The following is a 26965-nucleotide window of genomic DNA, read 5'->3' as shown; positions in this document are numbered from 1 at the left end:
CACTTCATGGCTCGATTTTTTATAGACAGACCCATTTTTGCCTGGGTGATTGCGCTGGTGATCATGTTGGCGGGCAGCCTGGCCATCATCAAGTTGCCGGTGGCCCAGTACCCGAGCATAGCGCCACCGGCGGTGAGCATCTCCGCCAGCTACCCCGGCGCTTCCGCCAAGACGGTGGAAGATTCGGTGACCCAGATCATCGAACAGAACATGACGGGGTTGGATCACCTGCTCTACATGTCCTCCCAGTCTGACTCCGCCGGCCGGGTGTCGGTGACCCTGACGTTCCAGCCGGGTACCGATCCCGATATCGCCCAGGTGCAGGTGCAAAACAAGTTGCAACAGGCGATGTCGCTGTTGCCACAAGAGGTGCAGCAGCAGGGGATCCGGGTCCAGAAGACCTCCAGCAGCTTCCTGATGGTGGCGGCGTTCATCTCCAGCGATGGCAGCATGAACAACGACGATCTGGCGGATTATGTGGTCTCCAACATCAAGGAGCCCCTGAGCCGTCTGGACGGTGTGGGCGAGATCACCCTGTTCGGCAGCCAATACTCCATGCGAGTCTGGCTCGACCCGCACAAGCTCAACCGGGTACAGATGACCCCGGGGGACGTGCAGGCCGCGATCAAGGCGCAGAACGCCCAGGTGGCCTTTGGCCAGCTGGGGGGCACCCCTGCGGTCAAGGATCAGCAGTTCACCGCTACCATCATGGGGCAGACCCGCCTCTCTGCCCCCGAGCAGTTCAACAACATTCTGCTGCGGGTGAATCAGGATGGTTCCAAAGTCCGTCTGAAAGATGTGGCACGGGTCGAGCTGGCGGGTGAGAGCTATGATGCCGATGCGCTCTACAACGGTCAGCCGACTGCCGCCATCGCCATCAAGCTGGCGACCGGTGCCAACGCGCTGGATACCGCCGAGAAGGTGCAAGCCAAACTGGATGAGCTCTCCGAGTACTTCCCGGCCAACATGGAGATCGTCTATCCCTACGACACCACGCCGTTTGTGAAGATCTCCATCGAGGAGGTGGTGCAGACCCTGATCGAAGCGATCATCCTGGTGTTCTGCGTCATGTACCTGTTCCTGCAGAACTTCCGCGCCACCCTGATCCCGACTATCGCTGTGCCCGTGGTGCTGCTCGGTACCTTCGGCGTGATGGCAGCCTTCGGTTTCTCCATCAACACCCTGACCATGTTCGGCATGGTGCTGGCCATCGGCCTCTTGGTGGATGACGCCATCGTGGTGGTGGAGAACGTGGAACGCCTGATGAGCGAGGAGGATCTCTCCCCGCTGGAGGCAACTCGCAAGTCGATGGATCAGATCACCGGCGCCCTGGTGGGGATTGCCCTGGTGCTGTCGGCAGTGTTCGTGCCCATGGCCTTTTTTGGCGGGTCGACCGGTGCCATCTATCGCCAGTTCTCGCTCACCATCGTCTCGGCCATGGTGCTCTCGGTGCTGGTGGCCCTGATCCTGACGCCAGCTCTGTGTGCCACCCTGCTCAAGCCGCTGAAACATGGCGAGTTTGCGGCCCAGCACGGCTTCTTCGGCTGGTTCAACCGGGCCTTTGATGCCAGTGCCAGCCGCTATCAGAACGGGGTACGCAAAGTGATCAAGCAGGGCGTACGCTACAGCCTCATCTATGGCGCCATGCTGGTAGTGCTGGGTGTGCTGTTTATGCGGATGCCCACCTCCTTCCTGCCTGAGGAGGATCAGGGGGTCGTCATGTCCATGGTGCAACTGCCGGTCGGTGCGACCAAGCAGCGTACTGAGGTGGTGTTGGCCCAGATGCGCGATTATTTTCTCGAGAATGAGAAGGAGAATGTGGAGTCGGTACTGACAGTGGCGGGCTTCAGCTTCGCCGGTAGCGGTCAGAATGCGGGCATGGCCTTTATCAAGCTCAAGGACTGGAGCGAGCGGGAGAGCCCGGATCGCAGCGCTAATGCCATCATTGGCCGTGCCATGGGTTATCTGTTCAGCATCAAGGAGGCACAAGTTTTTGCCTTCAACCTGCCGTCGATCCCGGAACTTGGAACGGCTACCGGTTTTGACTTCTATCTGCAGGATCGTGCTGGACTGGGCCACGACAAGCTGATGGCGGCGCGTAATCAGCTGCTCGGCATGGCGGCGCAGGATCCGAACTTGGTGCGGGTACGCCCGAACGGGATGGAAGATACCCCCCAGCTCGATATCAAGCTCGACTATGAGAAGGCATTGGCGCAGGGGCTCTCCATTTCGGACATCAACAGCGCCCTGTCGACGGCCTGGGGCTCTTCCTATGTGAACGACTTCGTGGATCGTGGCCGGATCAAGAAGGTCTACATGCAGGCCGATGCCCCCTTCAGGATGAATCCGGAAGATCTCAAGCTGTGGTATGTGCGCAACAACGCCGGCCAGATGGTGCCTTTCTCCGCTTTTGCCACGACGGAGTGGAGCTTTGGTTCGCCGCGCCTCGAGCGTTACAACGGTGTGCCAGCCATGGAGATCGTCGGTGAAGCCGCGCCCGGCAAGAGTACCGGTGATGCCATGGCGGCTATCGAGCAGATGGTGAAACAGCTGCCAGAAGGGGTGGGTATCGAGTGGACCGGGCTCTCCTTCCAGGAGCGCCAGGCCGGCTCACAGGCTCCCGCGCTCTATGCTATTTCCCTGCTGGTGGTGTTCCTCTGTCTCGCGGCCTTGTACGAGAGCTGGAGCATTCCGTTCTCGGTGATGCTGGTGGTGCCGCTCGGCGTACTGGGCGCCATTCTGGCAGCGACCCTGCGCGGGCTGGAGAATGACGTTTACTTCCAGGTAGGGCTGCTCACAACCATTGGCCTGTCGGCCAAGAATGCCATCCTGATCGTCGAGTTCGCCAAGGAGCTCTATGACAAGGGGATGGGGCTTGGTGAGGCGGTGGTGGAAGCGGCACGTCTTCGTCTGCGCCCCATCTTGATGACATCCCTTGCTTTCATCCTCGGCGTATTGCCGCTAGTGATCAGTACCGGTGCCGGCGCCAGCAGCCGTAACGCCATCGGTACCGGCGTGATGGGGGGGATGATCAGTGCTACCGTCCTGGCCATCTTCTTCGTGCCGCTGTTCTTCGTGCTGGTGATGCGCTACTTCACCAAAAATTCTTCAAAAGAGGCGCGTTTGGCTGCGGTGGGTGAGACGAAACATGACTGATGGATGCTAGTTGGTTTGAACTGACAGGTGGCTAATAAAGCGCCAGCTCTGTCAGGTTTTATTGGTCTTTAAACAGGGCAACTTCAGGGTTGCCCTATTTTTTGCTCTGATTAAGGTATCAATTGGTTATCAATAGCGGTTGTTTGTGGCATGTGCGTCAAGTTTGTTCAACTGAGCGTGTTCTCTATCGAATCCTTATCGAAAACCCTCATAGTGAGTAGTTTTTACTGTTCAGTTTGGTCTGAAACGGGATAGAATCCGGACTCCAATCGGGCTAAGACTGTCGGGTATATCACATTCCTCATGAGAATATTCTTGTGCAAGAGGGTGGGGAGCGTACCGACAGTCAAGATAACAAGAGATGCTGAAGGACACGATGACCAACAGCAGACACAATCTGGTTAAAAGCAGTAAACTGGGGGCTGTAACCCAGGGGCGGTAGCCATCATTTTTTGTAATAAATGCAATGAAATGAGTTGCTAGCGAGTATCCCCTGCTCTGGATATATCAATCCAAGATTGAGTGTCTATTACGCCGCCTTGATACCTTCGGTTTGATTCAGTCCGCTTTTTTCGTCCAATTACTCGCAAGAGATACCACATCTATGAAAATTCTCGTCACCGGTGGCGCAGGCTTTATCGGCTCTGCTGTCGTGCGTCACATTATCGACAATACCCATGATTCCGTGATTAACCTCGATAAACTCACCTATGCAGGTAATCTGGAATCCTTGTCCAGCGTTTCTGACAGTGAGCGGTATGCGTTTGAGCAAGTGGATATCTGCAATCGCGGTGAACTGGACCGGGTATTTTCTGAACATCAACCGGATGCGGTGATGCACCTGGCCGCAGAGAGCCATGTCGATCGCTCCATCACGGGCCCAGCCGACTTTATTGAGACCAATATCGTCGGTACCTATATGCTACTGGAAGCAACGCGGACTTATTGGAATGGTCTGGACGATACACGCAAGAGTGCGTTTCGTTTTCACCATATCTCTACTGATGAGGTGTATGGGGATCTGCCTCATCCGGATGAAGTAGCTGCCGGTGAGCCATTGCCGCTCTTTACCGAAACAACTCCTTACGCCCCCAGCAGCCCCTATTCTGCCTCCAAGGCATCCAGCGACCATCTGGTTCGCGCCTGGCGCCGCACCTATGGCTTGCCGACCATAGTCACCAACTGCTCCAACAACTACGGTCCTTACCACTTCCCCGAAAAACTCATTCCCCTGGTCATTCTCAATGCGCTGGATGGCAAGCCGCTGCCGGTCTATGGCAAGGGCGACCAGATCCGTGACTGGCTCTATGTGGAAGATCACGCCCGTGCACTCTATACCGTGGTCACGACTGGAGTCGTAGGGGAGACTTATAATATCGGCGGTCATAACGAGAAGCAGAACTTGGAAGTGGTACATACCATCTGCGATCTGCTAGATGAAGTGGTGCCCAAGGCTGGCTCCTACCGCGATCAAATCACCTATGTGGCCGATCGCCCTGGCCATGACCGCCGTTATGCCATCGATGCCAGCAAGATGAGCGCCGAGCTTGATTGGCAACCGCAAGAGACCTTCGAATCAGGTATCCGTAAGACTGTGCAGTGGTATCTGGATAACCAGCAGTGGGTTAACAACGTCAAGAGCGGTGCCTACCAATCCTGGATCGAGCAGAACTACGGGGAGCGAGCCTGATGCATATCCTGCTGTTTGGTAAAAATGGTCAGGTGGGGTGGGAACTGCAGCGTGCGCTGGCACCTTTGGGCCGTATCACAGCCGTTGATTTTGACTCGACCGACTATTGCGGTGACTTCAGCAATCCAGCTGGCGTGGCCGAGACTGTGCGCCAGGTTAAGCCAGATGTGATTGTCAATGCTGCAGCCCATACTGCGGTAGACAAGGCGGAGAGTGAACGTGAATTTGCCAAGTTGCTCAATGCCACCAGTGTGGCTGCAATAGCACAAGAAGCTGAGGTGTTGGGAGCCTGGTTGGTGCACTATTCCACCGACTATGTGTTCGATGGCAGTGGTGATCGTCCCTGGGTGGAAACCGATGCCACAGCACCACTTAACGTTTATGGCGAAACCAAGCTGGCTGGCGAGCAGGCTGCGGCCCTCTGCGCCCGCCACCTTATTTTCCGTACCAGTTGGGTCTATGCCGCCCGCGGTGCCAATTTTGCCAAGACCATGCTGCGTTTTGGCAAGGAGCGCAGCGAAATGTCGGTTATCAATGACCAGTTCGGTGCCCCGACCGGCGCGGAGCTGCTGGCTGATTGCACCGCTCATGCGATCCGCGTGGCGCAATACAAACCTGAAGTGGCGGGCCTTTATCACCTGATAGCCTCCGGCACCACAACCTGGTTTGAGTACGCCCAACTAGTGTTTGCCAAAGCCAGAGAGGCTGGGGTTGAACTGGCGGTCACGCAACTGAATGCCGTGCCAACCAGCGCCTTCCCGACTCCAGCCAAACGCCCCCATAACTCCCGCCTTGATACCAGCAAATTCCAGCGCACCTTCGACCTGGTACTGCCGGACTGGACTGTAGGTGTCGAACGGATGCTAACCGAGATCATGGGAAAATAAGAAAATATAGGTCGCGTGGGTATACTATCCCACGCTCCAGTAGGGATAAACGCAAAATGAGAGTTATTTAAGCGCACTCACTTTGCTGGGTTACATCATTCAAAGATAAGAAATCAAACACGATGACCAAACGTAAAGGCATTATTCTGGCCGGTGGCTCTGGCACCCGTCTCTATCCAGTCACCATGGCAGTGAGCAAGCAACTACTGCCCATTTATGACAAACCGATGATCTACTATCCGTTGAGCACCCTGATGCTGGCGGGCATTCGCGATATTTTGATCATCAGCACCCCGCAAGATACCCCCCGTTTTGAGCAACTGCTGGGGGATGGCAGCCAATGGGGCCTGAACTTGCAATACAAGGTACAGCCAAGCCCGGACGGGTTGGCACAGGCCTTTATTCTGGGTGAAGAGTTCATCGGCTCAGACCCCTGCGCGCTGGTGCTGGGCGATAACATCTTCTATGGTCACGACCTGCAGAAGCAATTGGAGGCGGCTGCGGCCAAAGAGAGCGGCGCCACTGTATTTGCCTACCACGTGCAAGACCCGGAGCGTTATGGGGTGGTGGAATTTGATAAAGAGGGAACCGCTATCTCTCTGGAAGAGAAGCCGCTGGAGCCCAAGAGCAACTATGCGGTCACCGGCCTCTATTTCTACGACAACAGCGTGGTGGAGATAGCCAAGAATCTGAAGCCATCGCCCCGCGGTGAGCTGGAAATCACCGATGTAAACCGAATCTACCTAGAGCAAGGCAATTTGTCGGTGGCGATGATGGGCCGTGGTTATGCTTGGCTTGATACCGGCACTCATGAAAGCCTGATTGAAGCGAGCAACTTTATTCAGACCATTGAGACCCGGCAGGGGTTGAAAGTGTCTTGCATAGAAGAAATAGCTTATCGAAAAGGTTTCATTGATGCAGAGCAGATCAGAAGATTAGCAGCACCATTAGCTAAAAATGCTTATGGACAGTATTTGCTGAAAATGATTAAAGGGAAATAATTCTCATGAGAGTTATTAAAACTGAAATTCCTGATGTTCTGCTCTTTGAACCCAACGTTTTTGGTGATGAACGAGGCTTTTTCTTTGAAAGTTTCAATCACAAAAAGTTTGAACAAGCCGTGGGATATCCCGTTACATTTGTACAAGATAATCACTCCAAGTCGAGTAAAGGCGTCTTGCGTGGTTTGCATTATCAGTCATCCCCTCATGCTCAGGGAAAACTAGTCAGATGTGTTGCTGGTGAGGTGTTTGATGTTGCTGTCGATATTCGTTTTGGAGCGCCAACCTTTGGGAAATGGGTGGGTGTTCATCTATCGGCAGAGAATAAAAAGCAGTTATGGATTCCCGAAGGATTTGCACATGGATTTGTGACACTAAGCGAAACGGCAGAATTCTTATATAAAACAACAGGGTACTATCATCCCGAAAGTGAAGCGTCAATCATCTGGAATGATTCTACTTTGAACATAAAATGGCCCATGTCAGATATAAAACTTTCAAAGAAAGATCAAATAGCAATGACGTTATCAAGCTATGTAGAGGCGATGAATAAATGCAAGTAAAATTAATTCCCTTGCAAGCTCATGGTGATGAACGAGGTTCATTAGTCGCGTTGGAAGAAGGAAAAAACATTCCTTTTGAGATAAAGCGTGTCTACTACATGTTTAAAACCAATCCGGGGGTTAGGCGCGGGTTTCATGCACACAAGACTCTGAAGCAGGTCGCAATCGCTGTACGTGGATCCTGTCGTTTCATGCTTGATGATGGCCGAGAGCGAGTAGATATATTACTGGATAACCCGGCGCAAGGGCTGCTGATTGAATCATTCATGTGGCGTGAAATGTATGATTTTTCAGATGATTGTGTACTGATGGTGTTGGCTGATCAGTTGTATGATGAGAGTGATTACGTAAGAGATTATGAAACGTTTATCTCTCAGGTTCAGGAGGGATGAATGTTTATTCACCCACTAAGTGATGTACATAGCAGTTCTATTGGTATTGGAACCCGTATTTGGCAGTATTCAATCATTCTGGAAGGCGCCGTCATTGGTGAAAATTGCAATGTATGTGCACACACATTGATAGAAAGTGACGTTATCGTAGGGAATAATGTGACGATTAAGTCGGGTGTGTACTTGTGGGATGGCATTACTATAGAAAATAATGTTTTTCTGGGGCCATCTGTCAGCTTCACCAATGATAAGTATCCTCGCTCAAAAGTATATCCAGATGAGTACATGAGGACTTATATTAAGGAGGGAGCTTCTCTTGGTGCAAATGCAACTATTTTACCGGGCATAACAATAGGGAAAAACAGCATGGTAGGTGCCGGTGCTGTTGTAACTAAAGATGTACCAGATAACGTGCTTGTGATTGGTAATCCTGCAAAAATAGTAAAAATTCTCGACGGTGATATATGATAAACTTCCTTGATTTAAAAGAAATAAACGCACAACATGCTGACGAACTTAAGGCTGCTTGTTGCAGAGTAATTGATTCCGGTTGGTATATTGCAGGGGAAGAATTATCCTCATTCGAGAAAGAGTTTTCAACATACTGTGGTGTTAAGCATACTATTGGTGTTGCTAATGGATTAGATGCTTTAATCTTGGTATTGAGAGCATGGAAAGAAATGGGCTTCCTTTCTGAAGGCGACGAAGTCATTGTCCCGGCAAATACATACATAGCCTCGATTCTGGCCATTACTGAGAATAGATTAACACCGGTATTAGTCGAGCCCGATCTGAATACTTACAATCTCTCTCTGGAAGGCGTTCGTTCGGCTATTACAAGTAAAACAAAGGCTATACTAGCAGTCCATCTATATGGCCAGTTGGCACCGATGCCAGAGCTAATGGCACTAGCAAACGAGCATAGCTTGTTGGTTCTTGAAGATTCAGCACAAGCACATGGCGCACAGTTGAATGGAAGAAAAGCGGGCAACTGGGGACATGCTGCTGGATTTAGTTTTTACCCAGGTAAAAATCTTGGTGCTTTAGGTGATGCTGGAGCAATAACCACAGATAATGATGAGCTAGCGAATGTTCTTAAAGCATTAAGAAACTATGGCTCTCATAAAAAATATGAAAATATCTATCAAGGTGTTAATAGCAGACTGGATGAGATACAGGCTGCTATGCTTAGAGTCAAACTTCCCTATCTAGATGGTGAGGTTGCGCGCAGACAGCAAATAGCCAATTTCTATTTAAATGGAATAAAATCTAATGACAACCTTATCCTCCCCACTGTTGTAGAGCAAACAGCTCATGTATGGCATCTCTTTGTTATTAGAACAGCGAAGCGTGAAGAGTTGAGTGCTTATTTGATTCAGCATGGTGTGCAGACTCTGATCCATTATCCTATTCCACCGCATGCACAACAGGCATATAGGGGCAAGATCGAGCATAGTAATCTGCCACTAACAGAGCTGATTCACGAGAGTGTGATGTCATTACCTCTTGACCCGACCATGAGCGATGATAGCGTTGATCTGGTTATCAGACTCATAAACGATTTTTTTAGTGATAACGCATAAGATATGACGCCTCCAGTATTTAGTGTTGTGATTCCGCTTTATAATAAGCAGGATTTTATCTCAAAGTGCATAGAAAGCGTTCTCTCTCAAAGCCTCTCCTCTTTTGAGATTATTGTTATAGATGATGGTTCTAAGGATGACTCTGAAAACATCGTGAAAGAGATAAAAGATGACAGAGTCAAATATTTCCATCAAACGAACGGTGGTGTATCAGCAGCAAGAAACAGGGGAATTGAAGAGGCTTCGGGAGAATATATAGCTTTTCTTGATGCTGATGACTGGTATGAGGAAGATTTTTTAAATGTAGTGTATAGTTCGATATTAAAACATCCTGATGCTGATGCGTTTACAACAGGTTACTTTAAACATAAAAACGGTGCAGTGACTATATCTACACTATCAGTGACTCAGGAGCATCATCAATCCATCGTCATTAATGATTTCTATAAATCATGGGCCGATGGTGCATTTTTCTGTGCATCATCATGTGTAGTCAGGAAAGAATATTTTATAAAAAACCAGAGGTACTTCCCACTGAAAGAGTCTATGGGAGAGGATCAGGAGGTTTGGTTTCATCTCGCGGAGCATGGCCGTATAGTTTTTACTAATGTTGCGCTATCGAATTACAATATGGGCGTTGGTAATAGTCTCTCCTTCAGTAGTTGTTTGCTGGAAGAATTACCTTTTATTACAAGGCTTAAAGCCAGAGTTAACACCCCTGATTTTGGTGCGAGCAAAGAATCAGCAAATCGGTTCATTAGAAAATATGAGTTAGAGCGTGCAGTAAACAACGCAATTCGTGGCAGTAAAAAAGCAGCAATATTTTTATTATCGAGACACGTATTATCCAGGGGATTTAGCAAACTTAAACTGATTGCTATTATAGGCATCCTTATCCCAAGGAAAACACTCTTATATGTAAGTGCGTATATAAAAAGAAAAGTTGGATAACATGTCTGTGATTGTAATGAAAAGCAATTTGAAGAATATAATATGGGCCTTGGGTGAACGTGTTGTTCAAATATTATTATCCATGGTAGTGACGGGGCTTATCGCCCGTCACTTTGGCGTGGAGTTGTTCGGCGCATATCAGTTGGCAATGTCAGTGCTTTTTATTATCACCGCTATGACCTGGTTGTGTCCAGCTGAAATATTCTATTCCAGATTGAAAGAAAATGGCAGCTTGGACATATCTGTCATCAACACATCAATAGCCTATAGATTAGCAATATCAATCACGATATATATTGGCCTGTTCATTTATGTTTTTTTATCTATCTCTGGAGCGAATCAGGCTTATTTTATCATGATTCTATCCATTGGGATCCTGTATTCTGAACCTATGGGAATATTTAGGTTTCAGTTGGAATGCAGGGGCTACTATTACATAACCAGTCGAATAAGATTGTGCTCTCTTTTAATCAAGTGTGCCATGGTAGCCTTATTGGTTTTCATGGATGCCAGCCCATTTTTGATCCTGTTGGCATTGATATTAGAAAGCATCTTGGTGTCACTTGGATGTTATATTTTTTATAAGAGAGTTGATAAGGGATATTCATTTAAGTTAAGTACAATAGAAAAATCATTGATGTATGATATTTTCAATGATGGAGTAAAATTCTGGCTCGGCTTGATTTGTATGAATGCTTTCCTGAAATTTGACAGGATCTATATGGAAAGCCAGTTACCCTCAAACGATTTTGGACATTACGCGGCCGCATTCAGCGCTTTCGAGCAGTTTACTGCATTGGCAACCATGCTGCTAGCCGTGCTGGGGCCGATACTTGTATATCGTTCCTCCAGTGATAAAATTTTAAAAAATAGCATGTTGATGCTCCTTATATTTACGGCACTTGGTGTGATGGGGGCTGTTGTACTTTATATTATATCTCCATTGTTGATATCTATCTTGTATGGTGATGAGTATATCCAAAGCGTACCTATATTCGATAAGTTGATTGTTTTTTCCCCGCTAGTATTTATGGATGTGGCCTTGTCGTCTATCATCATAAAAAATAAATCATCTGTATTTTTCTCCGTGAAGTGGATCTCCGTGTTGCTTGCTGCCATCATAATAAACGTTATCGGCTATCCCCTCATTGGTTGGCAGGCTGGCTTGTTAGGATACATAGTTGGTTGGGCGATAGCATTCATGTTTTCACTAATATATTTAATTCTCTTTCAAAAGAAAAATGAATTTGAGGCTGCAATTCAATGAATAGAATAAAAAATTGGTTGAAAAAAAATAGCTTTTTATTGAGTTTGTATGAGTTGATATTTCAACGCCCCATCATAAATGTTTTCAATAAGGCCAATTCAAAAAAAGCCTTGCTATCGTATAGCACATACCATTTCAAGAAGAATGATTACAAAGCCCACTCAAATTATCAGGAATCAGTCGCCGTTGCGGAAATAATGGATTCACTCGGTTTCAATGTAGATGTAGTGAATAACAACCGTGAAACCAGACTAAGCCTGAATCAGTATGATGTGATCATTGGTGAAGGCATCCCATTATACCAAAGCCTAGTCAATAATATTTCTGGGAAGAAGATATATTATGCCACGGGATCTCATCCTTGGCAGTGTACTCAAGCTTCTCTGCATCGCCTGAGTGAATTCGCCAAGCGATATGGGTCAGTACCGCTCAAGTCCACTCGTGTGCAGGATTATAGATGGGGTGTTGCAGCATCTTGCGCCGACAGTGTTATTTGCATTGGAAATGAACAAACCAAACAATCATTTTTGGATAATGGCGTATCTCAAATAGATTTAATCAGACCCAGTTTTCATCAAGGAAGTATGCCCTATACTCGAACTCTGGATGATATAGTAACTGCTCGTAAAACAGCATTGTGGTTTGGTAGTTACGGCTTACTGCACAAGGGGCTTGATATTGCCATTGAGGCGTTCAGGTGTCGGCCTGAATGGACTCTTCATGTTTGTGGCTATACCAATGCTGAGCAAGATTTTTTGGATTCCCTTGATGTGCCGGGAAACGTAGTTATCCATGGTTTTTTAAACGTTGACTCTGATTTCTTTTCTGAACTTGCCGCTCGATGTCTCTACGTTATTTTACCCTCTTGTTCTGAAGGCATTGCTACGTCCGTTATTACCGCCATGGGGCGGGGGGCCATGATCCCTATAGTAACTAAAGAGTGTGGGGTTGATATAGATGATTTTGGCGTAAATATCAATGCGCTGGATAGTGATAGTGTCCGTGACTCATTAAATTTTTGTGATTCGTTCAGTGACAGTGAATTGCTGGCAAGGTCAATCGCTGCATATAACAATGCAAATACAATGTACACATTTGATGCCTATAAAAAAGATATAATGAGCATCTTAAAGAAGTTGATTTGATAAAGGGATAAAATGTCTAGCATACAAGGTTTGGTCAGCATCTTGATACCCGTGTTTAACCACGAGAAATACATAGAAGAGTGTTTAACGTCGATTATTAATCTGAATTACGATAACATAGAGACATTAATATGCGATGATGGTTCCACTGATAACTCCCTCTCTATAGTCAAATCGTGGTGTTCGCAACACCCTGGACTAGATGTAAAGATATTCTCCCAAGAGAATAAAGGCGTATGTCATACATTGAACCGTCTGCTCGATGAGGCATCGGGGGAATTCATCGCCATTTGTGCAAGTGATGACGCTTTACTACCAGACAGTATCTCCCTACGTTTGGATGTCATGCACTCTAATCCCGCGATAGAAGCGGTTATTGGCGATGCAGTTGTCATCAATGGTGATTCAGTCGAGGTTAATCGCTCGGCAATGAAGAGTCTCTACAATGCTGATTTCTCGGCGCTAGCTGTCCGGCCATCAAGAGAGCTGGTTTTTAACTGGTCTGTGGTGGGGCCAACGTTGCTTGTGAAGCGCTCCCTATATGATAAAATCGGTATGTATGACACCAATTTACAGGTTGAGGATAGAGATTTTTACCTGCGCTGCCTGGCAATTAACTGTTTGAAATTTATCCCTGATGCAGTTGCAAAATATCGAGTGCATTCAGACAACACAAGCCGCAAGTCATTGGCTGCTAGAGCAAATATATGGTATCAAGTCGCGCTATCAAATGTTAAAAATGCTCGATTATTCATTGGCATTGAGAAAATCTTTTTAAGATCACATAAGATCGATTTATTCTTGCTGTCTCTTAAGCGTAAATCACTTATCTTGATAATGATCTTTGGGGTCAGAGCCGTACGGCGAATTATTTTTGGGTTTATATATAAAACCTCTTTATTTTTTAGGCGATAAAAATGATTAGTGGAATTCACTTGCTGAGAGGTTTTGCTGCGTTTTTAGTTCTTATATATCATGTATATTACGTGAGCAAAATTTACATTGATTATAACGTACAGCTATTTGAAGTCTTATATATTGGTGTTGATATATTTTTTGTCGTAAGTGGTTTTGTGATGTTTTTTATTCTCCATAGAGGTCTGGATAAAGTATCTTTATCGGAATATAGAATTCAATTTATACGAGATCGCTTTTTTAGAATTGTCCCTCTATACTGGTTTTTTACGGCAGTCTTCTTTTTAGCCAACAATCTACTATATGACAATGAGAAATCTTTCAGCTTATTAGAGTTAGTTAAAAGTCTTCTCTTCATTCCTTATGGTAGTGATGGTAGTGTTTCTCCTCCAGTGCTTGGAGTTGGTTGGACTTTAAATTATGAGGTCCTGTTTTATCTTGTGATATTCATGGCTCTATTAATTACTAGACATGTTTTTCCCGTGGTGACAGTGACCTTTGCTGGATTTATATTACTAGGTCTTTCTGATAACTATCATAGTTCTATTTATATAACGTACATATCTAATCCTATAATAATTGAGTTTATCTTAGGTGCCTTGATCGCTAATCTATATATCATGAATAAACGCTGGCTGAAGATTACTGCTGTCGTATTAATTTTTATACCTGCTACTTTATTCGTTGTCGGATTGGAGCATTTTTCTATAGTAAGTCAAAGAGCTTTAATTGCCGGATCTTTTTCTGGTTGTCTAGTGTCGATAGCTCTTCTTGCAAGTAATAAATCCTTTATGAATTTCTCAATTGAAAATCGCTTTTTTTATTTTTTGGGTTCATCATCATATATAATGTATCTGATTCATCACCCTATACTATCTTTTCTGGGAAAGATATTTAATTATTTTGAGGTAACCAATAACCTTGTACTATTTTATGCAATTTCATGTATTGTTGTTTACTTTACATCATATATAGTAGAAGGACTCTATGATAAACATATAAAGCCTTACTTTTATAAGAGGGCATGATGCATATACTTTCTATATTAAGCACATTGTTTGTCATTTTTACCCTAGTTAGATACCTATATCAAAATCGTTATGCAGCTATAGCGAATCCATTGTTTTGGGTGGTGACATTATTTCTATTTTATTTTCAAATTCCATCTATCTTTGTCAACCAGATAAATGTTTTTTTTGGTTGGTTTATCCAACCGAATGATATTTTTATCTCATTACTAATATCAAATTCATTTTCAGTTTTTTTTGCATTCCTGCTGTTAATTGTTAAAGTAAAAAAACATTATATATTAGCAGAGAATACTAAAGCTCACTGCTCTGGCATTATTAAATTTATATGGTGGGGGATATTTCTTTACCTAATATTTGTGGTTGTATATAAATTTTATACAGGAAATCTGTATATGAATGACAACTATACAGGTGAAGTAGTAGATATATTCAAGCTGAAGAATATCGCATACTTATTACTGCCGGTGTCTATATATTTCTATTTTTATAGAAAGAGTGTTATTGTATTTACCCCAAATATATTGCTAGTTGTGTTGGATCTATTAACAGGTAGTAGAACGACAGCGCTGATAGCGATAGTGCCGATGGCTGTATCACTTTGCTTGAACAATAAGAAGCTCTATATAACGCCAATAACGATGCTGATATCTACACTTATTATTATTGGTATTCTTAGAAGTAGTAATGTCGTGCAAGATGTCCCATGGTATTTGAATTCGATTGGTGAATTTAGAGAAACATATATTACACTGCCTTTGTTGATTCGAAATGAAGGGTATATTGGTCATGGAGATCTATACACTCTAATTGCATCACCAATGTTAGCATTGTTGCAGCCGATGCGTGGAATCATATCCGAATCGATAGTACTTCCTGGTGAGTATATTTATGGCATTGTGGACCGTGGGTACGGATTGGGCGCTAATATAATAACAGAGTCGTTATTTTATGGGTATGTGCTATTGTTTTTTGTTCCAGTGGTGATTCTATGTCTTTGTATTATTTTTGATCGCCTTATCTCTGGTTCTGATATGCCTAAAGCCGCAATCCATATATCAATGTTTATTATCTTTATGCGACTTATTTTTAGAGAAGGATTTTATTACAATGCAGCCTTGTATCTCTTTGTATTTATAGTTTATGTTTTTCCTATTATTATGATAAACAAGACTAAGGTGAGTGAGTGAATTTTTACCTCCAGATTTAATATTGAGGTTGACGCTTTATTTTTTTGTTAGGAGTCTGTTTTCTTGGAGTGTTGTAATCGCGCTTAGCTTGGCAATATATTTTACTGCTTCATCTGTCAGTGACATAAAACAGGAGCATTCAGGTATGCCTCATGATATGGTTTTTTACTGACTAAGGCATGTCGTTGTATGAGTATATGTCTAGAAGTCTGATCTTAATTCTTGTGGTCTTGGTCTTGGTCTTGGTCTTGGTCTTGGTCTTGGTCTTGGTCTTGGTATTAGTTATTTGTTCTGCTCTAATTTCTCTTTTTAGAGAGAAAAATAACCGTATATATTCAGGCGGGGCATTTTTGCTTGCATACTGCGAATGTTGATGTTGTGCAAAGCCTACTGTATAAACTATGTAAATGAGACAGTAGAAATAGACCTTTTGATTTTATGGGGGGGGGTTATTAATCAAAAATTATGCCAAGTATCGATTGTCAAGCCCATGCAGGCTTATATCGAGATACTCCAGAAACTATTGTAAGTAAGTTATCTAGTAAGGGATCTTGCTCTAAGATAACTAATGATGTTTGTTCAGTGTTAGATTTGAAGGGAACGTTTGATTTGCAACTGTATTCAGAAAGACTTTTTAATCTATGTTGGATGGTGAAATGTACCCAAAAGTAGCAGTTTTATTGGCGGCATATAATGGTCTGAAGTACCTTCCTGAACAGTTGGATAGCATATACCGTCAGGTCGGTGTGCAGGTTGACATTTACCTGAGCGTTGATGCATCAGATGATGGAACCGAGGCATATATTGCATCACTTGCCGTTGAAAGAGACGATGTAAGACATCTTGAATTTGGATCTAAGTTTGGTGGTGCAGCAAAGAACTTTTTCCATTTAATTAGAACTGTTGATTTTTCTAGCTACGACTACGTTTCCTTGGCCGATCAAGATGACATCTGGGCTAGTGATAAGCTTGAACATGCTATAAAGAAATTGAATGAGCATTCTGCATCATGTTATTCTGGAAGTGTTACGGCTTTTTGGGAAAATGGTCGTTCAGAGTTTATTGATAAAGCTCAAGAACAGCGTTCCATGGATTATCTGTTTGAGGCCGCCGGCCCTGGTTGTACTTATGTTTTTAACTGCGATGTCATGAATCGTTTTAAACACTGGCTAACCACTTCTTATGAAGAAATTGTGGAAGATATTGCATTGCATGATTGGCTTTTGTATGCATTTGCTCGGAGTCAGGGAGAGCGTTGGTTTATCGATCCAGAGCCCAAAATGCTATATCGTCAACACGCGAATAATCAAGTTGGTACAAATAATAACATTAAGGCAGCTAAAAAAAGATTGCAATTAATTAGGACTAAATGGTACCGACATCAAGTGATGCATATAGTTGATTACTTGCAATTAAATAATGACCCTGTTGCTAAATATGGATTAAAAAATGGATATTTAGGTAACCTTTATTTACTGTTCTATGTGTACAAATTCAGGCGGCGACTTCGTGATAGATGGGCATTAGCGGCAATACTGTTTTTTAACATTTTTTAAAATCTGAGAAATATATGATTCTATTAACCGGTGCCACTGGGTTTGTGGGGAGTGCGGTGTTAACTCAGTTAACCTTGAATTCGGGTGTGGCAGTGAGAACTTATGGTAGACGAACACCCGTTGGTTTGTCGCTTGGTTCTTCTGCAAACAATGTTTCTCATATCGTTGGTGAGCTAGGCTCGGCGGTTGATTATACGTCAGCGTTGCATTCTGTTGATGTTGTTATTCACTGCGCGGCACAGGCGCACATTGGTAAAAATTGCATTGATCGTCAAGTTGCATTTAACCAGATCAATTGTGATGGCACGCTCAAGCTGGCTCGCCAAGCAAGCGATGCTGGTGTTAAGCGATTTGTGTTTATTAGCTCTATAGGTGTGAATGGTGGCCATAATCAAAAAAGGCCATTCAAATATGATGATGTCGCTGCGCCTTGGGATGAATATACCCAGTCAAAATATGCGGCTGAGTTGGGGTTACGTCAGTTAGCTAAGGAGACGGGTCTTGAAGTTGTCATCATTCGTCCGCCATTGGTTTATGGTGTAAATGCACCAGGTAATTTTGGTAAGTTAACTCATGCCGTAAGGCATGGTCGTTGGTTACCGCTTGGAGCAATTCATAATCAGCGTAGTTTTGTCGCAGTTGATAACCTGGTTGATCTGATTATCAACTGCGTTACCCATCCTCATGCTACCAATCAGACCTTTTTGGTTAGTGATGATCAGGATATATCTACCACTGAGTTACTTGAGATGATGAGTCGTGCTGCGGGTAAATCTCCACGATTATTGTCGGTGCCAATGAGCTGGTTACGATTGGCAGGCAAGCTAACGGGTAAGCAGGCGGTGATTGAGCGGTTGTGTGGTAATCTGCAGGTCGATATCAGCCACACCAAAACAACATTGGGTTGGCAGCCACCGATATCGCTGGAGGAAGGGATTAAACGTTGTTTTATTGAGGATAAAGAAGGATGTTGATTCGAGCGCTTGATTTTTGTGCAGCATTTTTGGGCTTGTTATTGATTTGGCCTATTTTGTTGGTCGTCACCTTGATTGGCCTGTTTGATACTGGCTCGCCAATTTTTATACAAGAACGTGTCGGACGACATAAGAAGCCTTTCAAGTTGATTAAATTTCGCACCATGTCGGTCGATACCCAGTCGGTGGCTAGCCACTTGGCGAACACAAGTTCGATCACCAAGCTAGGAGCTTTTTTACGCAAGACTAAAATTGATGAACTTCCACAGCTGATCAATGTGCTTAAAGGTGAGATGAGCTTGGTTGGGCCGCGACCGAATCTCTTTAATCAGGATGAGCTGATTAAAGAGCGTGACGCCTTGGGAATTTATGAAGTATTACCAGGGATTACCGGCTTGGCACAGGTACAAAATATCGATATGTCGACCCCTGCGCTGCTCGCCAAAACAGATCGGCATATGATCGATACCCTCACCTTAACTAGCTACTTTCGTTATATTATTATGACAGCAACTGGCAGTGGCGCTGGCGATGCGGTTGGATCGAAATAGTATTGCGTCGAGTTGCTCCACCTAATATTCCTTAACGTTATTAATGAGATGGTGCTATTATGTTGACCTCTTTCTTGGCTATCCCCCGTGTTTATAAACGGGGGATTAGTGTCTGCGCTGATCTGCTATTGCTAACTTTGGCATTCTGGGGTGGTTATTGGGTGCGGCTGGATGCCAATATTCCATTGCAGAGTGTGTTGCACTGGCAAATGCTGGGGTTGTTGCTGCCGATCACCATCGTAATCTTTATACGCTTAGGGCTGTATCGCGCGGTATTGCGCTATGTAGGTTTCAAGGTGTTGTGGACGGTGTCACTTGGTGTTCTCCTCTCGACCATGTCTTTGGTCATGCTTGCGTTTTTTATGGGGGTTCCACTTCCTCGTACGGTATCTGTTATCTATTTTGCTTTTTCGGTGTTGCTAATCGGTGGTGTGCGGCTGTTTTTCCGGGCGCTGGTTCAACGCAGTGGACAACAACGAGTGGCGGTACTTATTTATGGTGCAGGTTCTTCCGGGCGGCAGTTGCAACTTGCGTTGAATCAAGGTCAGGAGTACCTGCCAGTGGCGTTTGTTGACGATGATTCCGCATTGGTTAAGACCGTGATTCAGGGGGTTAACGTTTACAGTACTGACTCTATCGAGGCATTGATTGAGCGCTTTGATATTAAAAAGATTTTGTTGGCCATGCCAAGTGCTTCGCGTAGTGTCAGGCAAGCGGTGATCAATCGACTGGAACAGTGCCCATGTGAAGTTCTCTCTATCCCTGGTATGGCAGATCTGGTTGAGGGGAGTGCTCATATCGATGAGCTCAAAGAGGTCAGTATTGAGGATTTGTTGGGGCGTGATGCGGTTGCCCCAATCCCTGAACTGATCAATGCCAATATATCTGGCAAACGGGTGATGGTGACGGGAGCGGGTGGCTCCATCGGCTCTGAATTGTGTCGCCAGATAATCCGTTGCAACCCTGCGCAACTAGTGTTGTTTGAGCTTTCTGAATATGGCCTATATGCCATTGATAAAGAGCTGCAAGAAATCAGCCGGCAAGAAGGGTTGCAGGTTGAGATAGTGCCACTGCTGGGGTCGGTGCAGCGGCAACATCGCTTGCAAGCGGTTATGAGTACCTTCCAAATCCAGACTGTTTACCATGCAGCTGCTTACAAGCATGTCCCCTTGGTTGAATACAACGTGGTGGAGGGGGTGCGCAATAATGTTTTTGGCACTCTTTATTGTGCACAGGCGGCTATCAGGGCCAAGGTTGAAACCTTTGTGTTGATTTCGACTGATAAGGCGGTGCGTCCCACTAATACCATGGGTACCACAAAGCGATTAGCCGAACTGGTGCTGCAATCGTTGGCTGCTGCGCAGCAGCAAACCCGTTTTTGCATGGTGCGTTTTGGTAACGTTCTGGGCTCGTCTGGTTCTGTTGTGCCACTGTTTCGTAAACAGATCCGGGATGGTGGTCCTTTGACTTTGACCCACCCAGACATCATTCGTTATTTCATGACCATTCCTGAAGCGTCACAGCTGGTGATCCAGGCTGGTGCCATGGGGCAGGGGGGGGATGTGTTTGTGTTGGACATGGGGGAGCCGGTCAAAATCATTGATTTGGCGCACCGGATGATCCGTTTGAGTGGCCTGAAGCTCAAGAGTGACAAATACCCCACTGGTGATATCGAGGTTAAGATCACCGGCTTGCGCCCCGGTGAGAAGCTGTTTGAAGAGCTGCTAATTGGTGAGCAGATTGAGGGCACTGCCCATCCCCGGATCATGAAAGCCTCAGAGTCGATGTTGCCATGGCCACAACTGCGGGCGTTTTTAGCCGAGCTCGATAGCGCGTGTTTCCGCTTCGATCATGAGCAGATCCGTAGCCTGATGTTAAGTATGCCGACCGGTTTTAATCCTACCGACGGGATCTGCGATCTGGTATGGCAGGCAAAAAACACTTTGCCGTATGAACCCTGTCTGAGTGTGGTCGAGGATATTGACTTTCTGAATTCAGAGAGTCATCAGCCAATATATTAAGCAGTATGTTTGTTTCGTGGTGACGGATGAACGTCTTACGTAATCAACGTATAACCATCGGGTAGACCATATCTTGGATGCAGATTTGGGCGAATTGATGTGGATCCCTCTTGGGTTTGCTCATGGTTTTTATGTACTCAGTGATAGTGCAGATGTCTTTTATAAGTGTACCGGCTATTATCAGCAGGGTGATAAGGTATGCATCCGTTGGGATAACCCCCGCTGATAATAGATTGGCCTCAGTGGTCACTCTCTTTATCTGATAAAGACCACCAGGCCCGAATTTTGTTGGGTGCGTTTAAGCACACACCATGTTTTCATATTTTATTATTCATAACCAAGAGAGATATATGAGCGAAAAAACGCCGGTCATTCCCAATCAGTGGGGACAAGTACAAGCCTCAGACGAGATCGATCTGCGCGAGTTGATGTCGGTGTTATGGCGACAGAAGGTATTTATCCTGCTGGTCACTCTTCTATTTGCTGTTGCAGGTATTGTTTACGCCATGACTGCGCGTCAGGTATGGACCAGTCAGGCCCTTATTTCGGAGCCGTCAGTTTCTCAAGTTGAGGCCCTACAATTGGCTGTAGATAAAATACAGGCAATAATGTCCAGCAACAGCAACAGCAACAGCAACAGCAACAGCAACGGAGCGCCTCCATCGACTGCTGCATTTTCTTCGCTTGAGAAACCCGCCATTTACCAGAGCTTTATTTCAGCTTTTAATAGTATGAATAATAAGCGGGCCTTTCTGACGCAAGAAGGTGTCTACGCAGCAGAGATAGAGAAATCTGAGGTTTCCGATAAGCGTAGTGAACGTGCACTAATGAGTAAGTTAGCTGAATCCATATCTGCTAGGGCTATAGATAAAGCAAGTCAAGATATGACGTTGAGTTTTGCTGCTGAAACTCCTGAACTGGCTCAACAGCGATTGGTGAAGTACATCGACTTTGTCCAGCAGCAACAACTTAAAAGCAAAAATGCAGAATTGAAATCTATATGGCAAAACAAAATAAAGGCTCTGACCACACAATACGATAGTGTCAAGGCTGATACGTTGCTTAGAAGACAGGAGGAACTCCAGCGGGTTGGCTATAGTCTGCGTATCAGTAAGGCTGCTGGTGTGGATACGCCTCTTGAGAGGATTGATAGTCAAGAGATTTTCAACATTCAGCTAGGTGCGAAAGGTTTAGCTGAAAAGCTAAGCATATTGAATGAGATTAAAGATCCTGAACTGCTTAACCCGGAATTAGGACTGATTCGTCTGCAATTAAGTAGTTTAAAAGCGTTGAAACTTCAAGATGCCGAATTTGTATCGTTTAACATGATCGATTCACCAGAAGAACCGTTTACTCGTGATAAACCCAAGCGTCCATTAATTGTTGTATTGGCCACTCTGCTTGGTGGCATGCTGGGTGTTGCTATCGTGCTGGTACATCATGCTTTTCGTCGGCCAGAAGTGGCGTAATGTTAGTGGTTGATTGAATGGAGGGGGGCTGTTTGCCCCCTTTCTTTTTATCTATCTCTTCGGTGCCTTGACAATGTTGGGGGCCTAAGGAGCTGGGTTGTGACGTTAACGCGAATTATGGTGATTTTAAGCATGCTCTATTGGTTGTTGGGCATGCACTTTTTTATGCACAACCCCGGTGGTGCTGGACTCTATCTGCCCTTTAATGCATGGGGATGGGTTTTTGCCAGCCTGATGATTGGCATGGGGTTGTGGCAGGTGACTCTGCGTCAACATATCACTTTTTCTCCATTGCAGGCTGCACTATGGTTTGGGGCCTTGCTGCTGCTGTTGCCCATGGTTTACCCGGGATTTGAGCTGAAAGATTATGCCATTCCCCGTTTACTGGGATTATTTGCTGGCCTGCTGTTTCTATTTGGCTTTTACCAGTGGAGATTGACGCGCCAGCAGCGTGATAGCTTGCTCTATCTCATATTGATTGCGATAGCGATAGAGGCGCTGCTAGGGCTTGTTCAGTTTTATCTGCTGACTCCCGGAAACTGGATTGGGTATGACACCAAGGTAAATCGTCCCTACGGTATTTTCCAGCAACCTAATGTGATGGCCATTTTTATGGCAACGGGGATGGCTCTGGCGATCTGGTTGGAGTTACGAAGTGATGACTCACGAGTACTGATGGGTTTGCGTTATGGTGTCATATTCTCAACTGTATTGCTGTTGGTGGTGTTGCAATCTCGAGTAGGCCAGTTGGGTGGATTGTTGGCGCTGCTTATGTTGCTGCCACAACTTAGGCAACAACGAAAAATTAGACTCATATTGGGCCTTGTGTTCTTGGGCATTATTTTAGGCCTTTTATCCCAGTATTTGATGGCAGGCGTAAAGCGTGGGTTGGAGATCTACCAGTCTGGCGGAATGCGCTCTATTTACTGGCCCTACGCATTGAAGCTGGTGAGTGAACAACTTTGGACAGGATGGGGCTACGGTAGCTTCGAGTCCGTTTTTCTCCATCATTATATGGCCGATAAAGCAGTGAATCCGGCCATGGTACAAATTGAGTACAACCTGGATCATCCCCACAATGAATTCTTGTATTGGGCTGTGGAGGGAGGACTCGCTCCGATGCTCGGTATGCTGATAATGGGCGGAGCGTTGTTATGGCGTCTTTCGTGTGCACCGGGGAAAAATGCCATGGCCATGCTGGCTCTGGTGACTCCTATTTTGCTTCATTCCCAGACTGAATACCCCTTTTACCATGCCATCGTATTGTGGTGGTTGCTATTGACGCTTGTCTATTTAATTGATGTTGAAGTGGAAGAGGTGAATATAGCAACCAGAAGCCAAACAACTTGGTGGGAGTGGGCTTATCGGCCCTGGTTCTTGCTGCGTTTTGTGGCGATTACCATCCCTTTATTGATTGTTCCCTTTATGCTAACAGCTCTGCATACCGCCTGGGTGGTGACCAAGTATGAAAGAGGGGGCTATAAGGAACCGACTCTGCTGCTGGATATCGTCAATCCCATGGCGTGGTTGACTCGGGTCGAATTTGACGTCAATTCGGTGCGGTTGATGGTGGGTCTGCAAACCAATAACAAGGCTGAACTGGAGGCCTATCTGGAGTGGGGGCAGGCTTTTGTACGACATACACCACGGGCCAATATTTACGCCAACATGGTGGTTGCCCTTAATGCCCTCGGGCGTACGGATGAAGCAAACACCATGCGTCGGGAAGCTCTGCAACTCTATCCTGATGATCCTCTGCTCACAAAATCAGCGGCCAAGTCGGTGATCACCGGCGTTGATCAGCCTGCTGAAAGTGACGCCAGGGCTAAATAAAGTAATTGTTGAGCTACCAAAGCCTGCTTCTGTCAAGAGCAGGCTTTTTTTGTTGTCGTGCTTGAGGGACGGCTGCCATATTCTTCTGGTCGGGCTGGCTGTGTCGGGTAATGATGCTTGATGCCTGCCATTAATCGCAAAGGTTACCCCAAAAGGAGTGGGTGAGTATTCAACGGATTGATTTTAATCGGTTATTGCCAGGGTTTCATTTGGTTGCTATATATTGAGGCTCAGCCTCGCAATAGCGGCATGCAAATCAGAGATAAGTAAAACACAGGTGTTTAATATGCTGGTGATGTTAAAAAGGAGCTGTGTTATCTAGGGCGAATGATTGCCTGGCATCTGTTGTGACATTGCTTCAGCGCCCCTGTGGCTATGCTGAATGGAGTATTAATGGGGTATGTAATAGTGTGCTTTGCGATGAATCCGATGGTCATTTCTGATTGACGCCGAACTTTTTCTTTCTATGGTTTTGTTATCAATCGTGGTTGCTGTCGATAGACTATGGTAAAAATGGACTCTAATACAGAAAAACTGTATGTCGTTATGAATTGTCCATGCTATTCTGAAACTGTTATCCCTGTGATCGATTTTTTGTGAGGAAATAATGAACGAGTTTCTGAAAGTTCTGCTGAACATTCGCAGTCTGCGTGCCGCTATTCGTGAGCTGCCATTTGAGCAGCTGCTGGAAGCTAAAGAGAAGTTTGATCTGGTTTATCAAGAGCGCGCCGACTCTGTTGAGCAGGAGCGTGCCGAGCAGGAAGAGCGCCAGCGCAAACTGAATGAATTCACCGAAATGCTGCAGCAAGCAGGTATTGATCCCCGTGAATTGCTGGCTACTGCGGCTGCTCCGGCTGCTACTGGTACCACCAAGAGCAAGCGTGCTCCGCGTCCGGCCAAATACAAGTATGTAGAAGATGGCCAGGAAAAAACCTGGACTGGCCAGGGCCGTATGCCTAAAGCCATTGCAGCTGAAGTTGCACTGGGCAAAGATCTGAGCGAGTTTCTGCTCTAATTTGTTGCGCCAAGCAATCTGATAATGCCGCCTTTGAGCGGCATTATTTTTGTGCGTTATTAATGTTAACCGATGTCTCTATTCGTTATTTGATTCTCTCTTGACTCCTCTCCATTCCTTTTCTTTCGGCTTTCCCTCCCCAGGATAAATATCTGTGTCGTGATTAATTTTATGATGCGTTCCGGTATCGGCGAACCATGTAGTTTTGCAGGAGACAAAAGAGGCTGTACATTCGTAGCCATTAGCGCTTGCGTGCTATTGCACGTTATCTCTGACTTTTTTGATGGGGTTTGGTAGAAGAAAAAAGGATGGGATGTTGAAGAACCGGCACACTCGCCAAGGATAATGAGTAATGTGCGGGGGAGTGGCAATAATAAGGCCCCGATCTGGCAACAACGCGGGGCCTTATGTTTATTGGGCGAGTGGGGCGTCTGTGCCCCCAATGGCCTGGTAAATTCTGGTCATCACGTTGAGTAGCTCTTTTTGTTGGGCGAGCAGGCTCTGTTCTGCCTCCCACAAGCGATTCTGCTCATCCAGCCAGGTCTGCACACCGGTGGCGCCCGCCTCGAAGCGCGCTCGGGCCAGCCGTTCAGACTCGTTGGCATAACCCAGCTGTTCCTGGAGATAGGCGAGTCGTTGCTGGCCATGATGGCGGGCCGCCAGATTGTCTTCGACTTCGACCAGCGCCGTATAGAGCTGCTTGCGAAACTCGGTCTCGGCGATCTGGTAATCAAGCGCTGAGCTGTCGATGGCGAGCCGGGTGCGGTTGTACTCAAGGAAGGGAAGAGCCAGGCTTGCCCCCAGTGTCCCGACCGGATTTTGCAGCACCTGAGCCAGCCTGTCCGACGCCGTGCTGGCGTTGCCGGTCAGGGTCAGCGACGGGTAGAAGCTGGCGCGGATCTCATCCCCCTTGGCGAGGGTCTTGCGCAGTCGCAGCTCCGCCGCCTTCACATCCGGGCGACGGGCCAGCAGATCGGCGGGAATGCCGACAGCCAGTTCGGGGATGGGCTGAAGCGCAAGACTGGTGGGGGCATACGCCAAGGGGCCGCTGTTACGCCCCAGGAGTAGCCTCAGGGCGTTGCTGGCCTGCTCTTGCTGGGTTTTCAGCGACGCCAGCTCGGCGTGCTTGCCTGCAACCTGTTGACGAGTCTGGGCCAGATCGAGCCGGGTTATGGCGCCGGCGCGGTATTTGGCCTCGGTCAACCGTTCGGTGCGCACCAGGTTGGCCAGTTGCTGCTCGCCAAGGGTGATGGCCGAGCCGAGATAACCCTGCTGCCAATATTGCTCCAGCGTCTTGCCAATCAGCATCAGACGGGTACTGGCCAGATCCTGTTCGCTGGCGGCTGCCTCCCAGCTTGCCTGATCCCGCACCGATGCCAGCTTGCCCCACAGGTCTACCTCATAACTGAGGCCGAGAGCGGGCCCCAGTGTGCTGCTGGAACTCCCCGTCTTCAGGTTCTTGTTAGCGCTGGCATCAAGGCTGCCAGTGACCGAGGGGGTGAGGTTGGTATAGGCCTGCTCTGCGCCAAGCTGTGCGTTTTTGAGCTTGAGTGCGGCGACGTGCATATCCGGATTGGCGGCCAGCACGGTCTCGACCAGGCGGTCGAGCTGAGGGTCATGGAATCCCTGCCACCAGGCCCCTGATTGCGCTACCTGTTGGGTGTCATACGCCTGTTGCCACTGGGGCGCGATAGCCAGCTCGGGTCTTTGATAGCTGCTGTGCTGGCTGCAGCCGCCGAGGGCCACGCACAGAGCCAACCAGGATAATTTGTACATTG

23 protein-coding genes are annotated in these 26965 nt (G+C 46.5%); 22 read left to right on the top strand and 1 reads right to left on the bottom strand.

What is annotated here, in order from left to right:
• The first annotated feature begins 6 nt into the window (after positions 1-6).
• From ACB028_RS01630 to ACB028_RS01525, 22 genes are all read left to right on the top strand, one after another.
• Positions 7-3156: an efflux RND transporter permease subunit gene (locus ACB028_RS01630; RefSeq protein ID WP_371143343.1), complete on the top strand. Its 3150-nt coding sequence runs from the start codon at positions 7-9 to the stop codon at positions 3154-3156.
• Between the two features lie 604 nt (positions 3157-3760).
• A complete protein-coding gene (rfbB, locus tag ACB028_RS01625; protein ID WP_371143342.1) occupies positions 3761-4846 on the top strand; it encodes a dTDP-glucose 4,6-dehydratase in 1086 nt (361 codons plus the stop codon).
• Positions 4846-5733 (top strand): dTDP-4-dehydrorhamnose reductase, encoded by an 888-nt coding sequence (rfbD, locus tag ACB028_RS01620; RefSeq protein WP_371143341.1) that lies wholly within the window; start codon positions 4846-4848, stop codon positions 5731-5733. Before rfbB ends, rfbD begins: the two co-directional genes overlap by 1 nt.
• Before the next feature lie 122 nt (positions 5734-5855).
• Positions 5856-6734 carry a glucose-1-phosphate thymidylyltransferase RfbA gene (gene rfbA / locus ACB028_RS01615; RefSeq protein ID WP_371143340.1) on the top strand — a complete coding sequence of 293 codons (879 nt, stop codon included), beginning with the start codon at positions 5856-5858 and terminating at the stop codon, positions 6732-6734.
• Between the two features lie 5 nt (positions 6735-6739).
• A complete protein-coding gene (rfbC, locus tag ACB028_RS01610; RefSeq protein WP_371143339.1) occupies positions 6740-7297 on the top strand; it encodes a dTDP-4-dehydrorhamnose 3,5-epimerase in 558 nt (185 codons plus the stop codon).
• Positions 7288-7689 (top strand): FdtA/QdtA family cupin domain-containing protein, encoded by a 402-nt coding sequence (locus tag ACB028_RS01605; RefSeq protein ID WP_371143338.1) that lies wholly within the window; start codon positions 7288-7290, stop codon positions 7687-7689. Before rfbC ends, ACB028_RS01605 begins: the two co-directional genes overlap by 10 nt.
• On the top strand, positions 7690-8157 hold the full coding sequence (locus tag ACB028_RS01600; protein WP_129146710.1) for an acyltransferase: 468 nt from the start codon (positions 7690-7692) through the stop codon (positions 8155-8157).
• Positions 8154-9272 carry a DegT/DnrJ/EryC1/StrS family aminotransferase gene (locus tag ACB028_RS01595; protein ID WP_371143337.1) on the top strand — a complete coding sequence of 373 codons (1119 nt, stop codon included), beginning with the start codon at positions 8154-8156 and terminating at the stop codon, positions 9270-9272. The genes ACB028_RS01600 and ACB028_RS01595 overlap by 4 nt, the downstream gene beginning before the upstream one ends.
• Before the next feature lie 3 nt (positions 9273-9275).
• The gene (locus ACB028_RS01590; RefSeq protein WP_371143336.1) at positions 9276-10223 is read left to right on the top strand and encodes a glycosyltransferase family 2 protein; all 948 of its coding nucleotides are present in this window, start codon (positions 9276-9278) and stop codon (positions 10221-10223) included.
• A 1-nt stretch (position 10224) separates the two neighbouring features.
• Positions 10225-11490 (top strand): oligosaccharide flippase family protein, encoded by a 1266-nt coding sequence (locus tag ACB028_RS01585; RefSeq protein ID WP_371143335.1) that lies wholly within the window; start codon positions 10225-10227, stop codon positions 11488-11490.
• Positions 11487-12635, top strand: a complete 1149-nt coding sequence (locus ACB028_RS01580; RefSeq protein ID WP_371143334.1) for a glycosyltransferase — start codon at positions 11487-11489, stop codon at positions 12633-12635. Before ACB028_RS01585 ends, ACB028_RS01580 begins: the two co-directional genes overlap by 4 nt.
• A 12-nt stretch (positions 12636-12647) precedes the next feature.
• Entirely contained in the window at positions 12648-13550 is a 903-nt protein-coding gene (locus ACB028_RS01575) for a glycosyltransferase (protein WP_371143333.1), read from the top strand.
• A gap of 2 nt (positions 13551-13552) precedes the next feature.
• On the top strand, positions 13553-14578 hold the full coding sequence (locus ACB028_RS01570; protein WP_371143332.1) for an acyltransferase family protein: 1026 nt from the start codon (positions 13553-13555) through the stop codon (positions 14576-14578).
• A 395-nt stretch (positions 14579-14973) separates the two neighbouring features.
• A complete protein-coding gene (locus tag ACB028_RS01565) occupies positions 14974-15768 on the top strand; it encodes a hypothetical protein (RefSeq protein ID WP_371143331.1) in 795 nt (264 codons plus the stop codon).
• Positions 15769-16424: 656 nt separating this feature from the next.
• Positions 16425-17324 carry a glycosyltransferase gene (locus tag ACB028_RS01560; RefSeq protein ID WP_371143330.1) on the top strand — a complete coding sequence of 300 codons (900 nt, stop codon included), beginning with the start codon at positions 16425-16427 and terminating at the stop codon, positions 17322-17324.
• 14 nt (positions 17325-17338) lie between these two features.
• Positions 17339-18298 (top strand): NAD-dependent epimerase/dehydratase family protein, encoded by a 960-nt coding sequence (locus tag ACB028_RS01555; RefSeq protein WP_371143329.1) that lies wholly within the window; start codon positions 17339-17341, stop codon positions 18296-18298.
• A complete protein-coding gene (locus tag ACB028_RS01550) occupies positions 18292-18849 on the top strand; it encodes a sugar transferase (RefSeq protein WP_371143328.1) in 558 nt (185 codons plus the stop codon). Before ACB028_RS01555 ends, ACB028_RS01550 begins: the two co-directional genes overlap by 7 nt.
• A 59-nt stretch (positions 18850-18908) precedes the next feature.
• Positions 18909-20870: a polysaccharide biosynthesis protein gene (locus ACB028_RS01545; protein WP_371143327.1), complete on the top strand. Its 1962-nt coding sequence runs from the start codon at positions 18909-18911 to the stop codon at positions 20868-20870.
• A 97-nt stretch (positions 20871-20967) separates the two neighbouring features.
• Complete coding sequence (locus ACB028_RS01540) at positions 20968-21096, top strand: dTDP-4-dehydrorhamnose 3,5-epimerase family protein (protein ID WP_371143492.1); 129 nt, start codon at positions 20968-20970, stop codon at positions 21094-21096.
• Positions 21097-21220: 124 nt separating this feature from the next.
• Complete coding sequence (locus tag ACB028_RS01535; protein WP_371143326.1) at positions 21221-22339, top strand: LPS O-antigen chain length determinant protein WzzB; 1119 nt, start codon at positions 21221-21223, stop codon at positions 22337-22339.
• 117 nt (positions 22340-22456) lie between these two features.
• Positions 22457-24172 carry a Wzy polymerase domain-containing protein gene (locus tag ACB028_RS01530; protein ID WP_371143491.1) on the top strand — a complete coding sequence of 572 codons (1716 nt, stop codon included), beginning with the start codon at positions 22457-22459 and terminating at the stop codon, positions 24170-24172.
• A gap of 607 nt (positions 24173-24779) precedes the next feature.
• Positions 24780-25187 (top strand): H-NS family nucleoid-associated regulatory protein, encoded by a 408-nt coding sequence (locus ACB028_RS01525; RefSeq protein WP_371143325.1) that lies wholly within the window; start codon positions 24780-24782, stop codon positions 25185-25187.
• Positions 25188-25598: 411 nt separating this feature from the next.
• On the opposite strand, the gene ACB028_RS01520 is transcribed toward ACB028_RS01525, so the two are convergent.
• Entirely contained in the window at positions 25599-26963 is a 1365-nt protein-coding gene (locus tag ACB028_RS01520) for an efflux transporter outer membrane subunit (protein WP_371143324.1), read from the bottom strand.
• Positions 26964-26965 lie beyond the last annotated feature (2 nt).

Origin of the sequence: Aeromonas sp. S9(2024) (assembly GCF_041403185.1) — a bacterium.
Classification (GTDB): Bacteria; Pseudomonadota; Gammaproteobacteria; order Enterobacterales; family Aeromonadaceae; genus Aeromonas; species Aeromonas enteropelogenes.
This window is presented reverse-complemented; position numbering and strand designations above follow the sequence as displayed.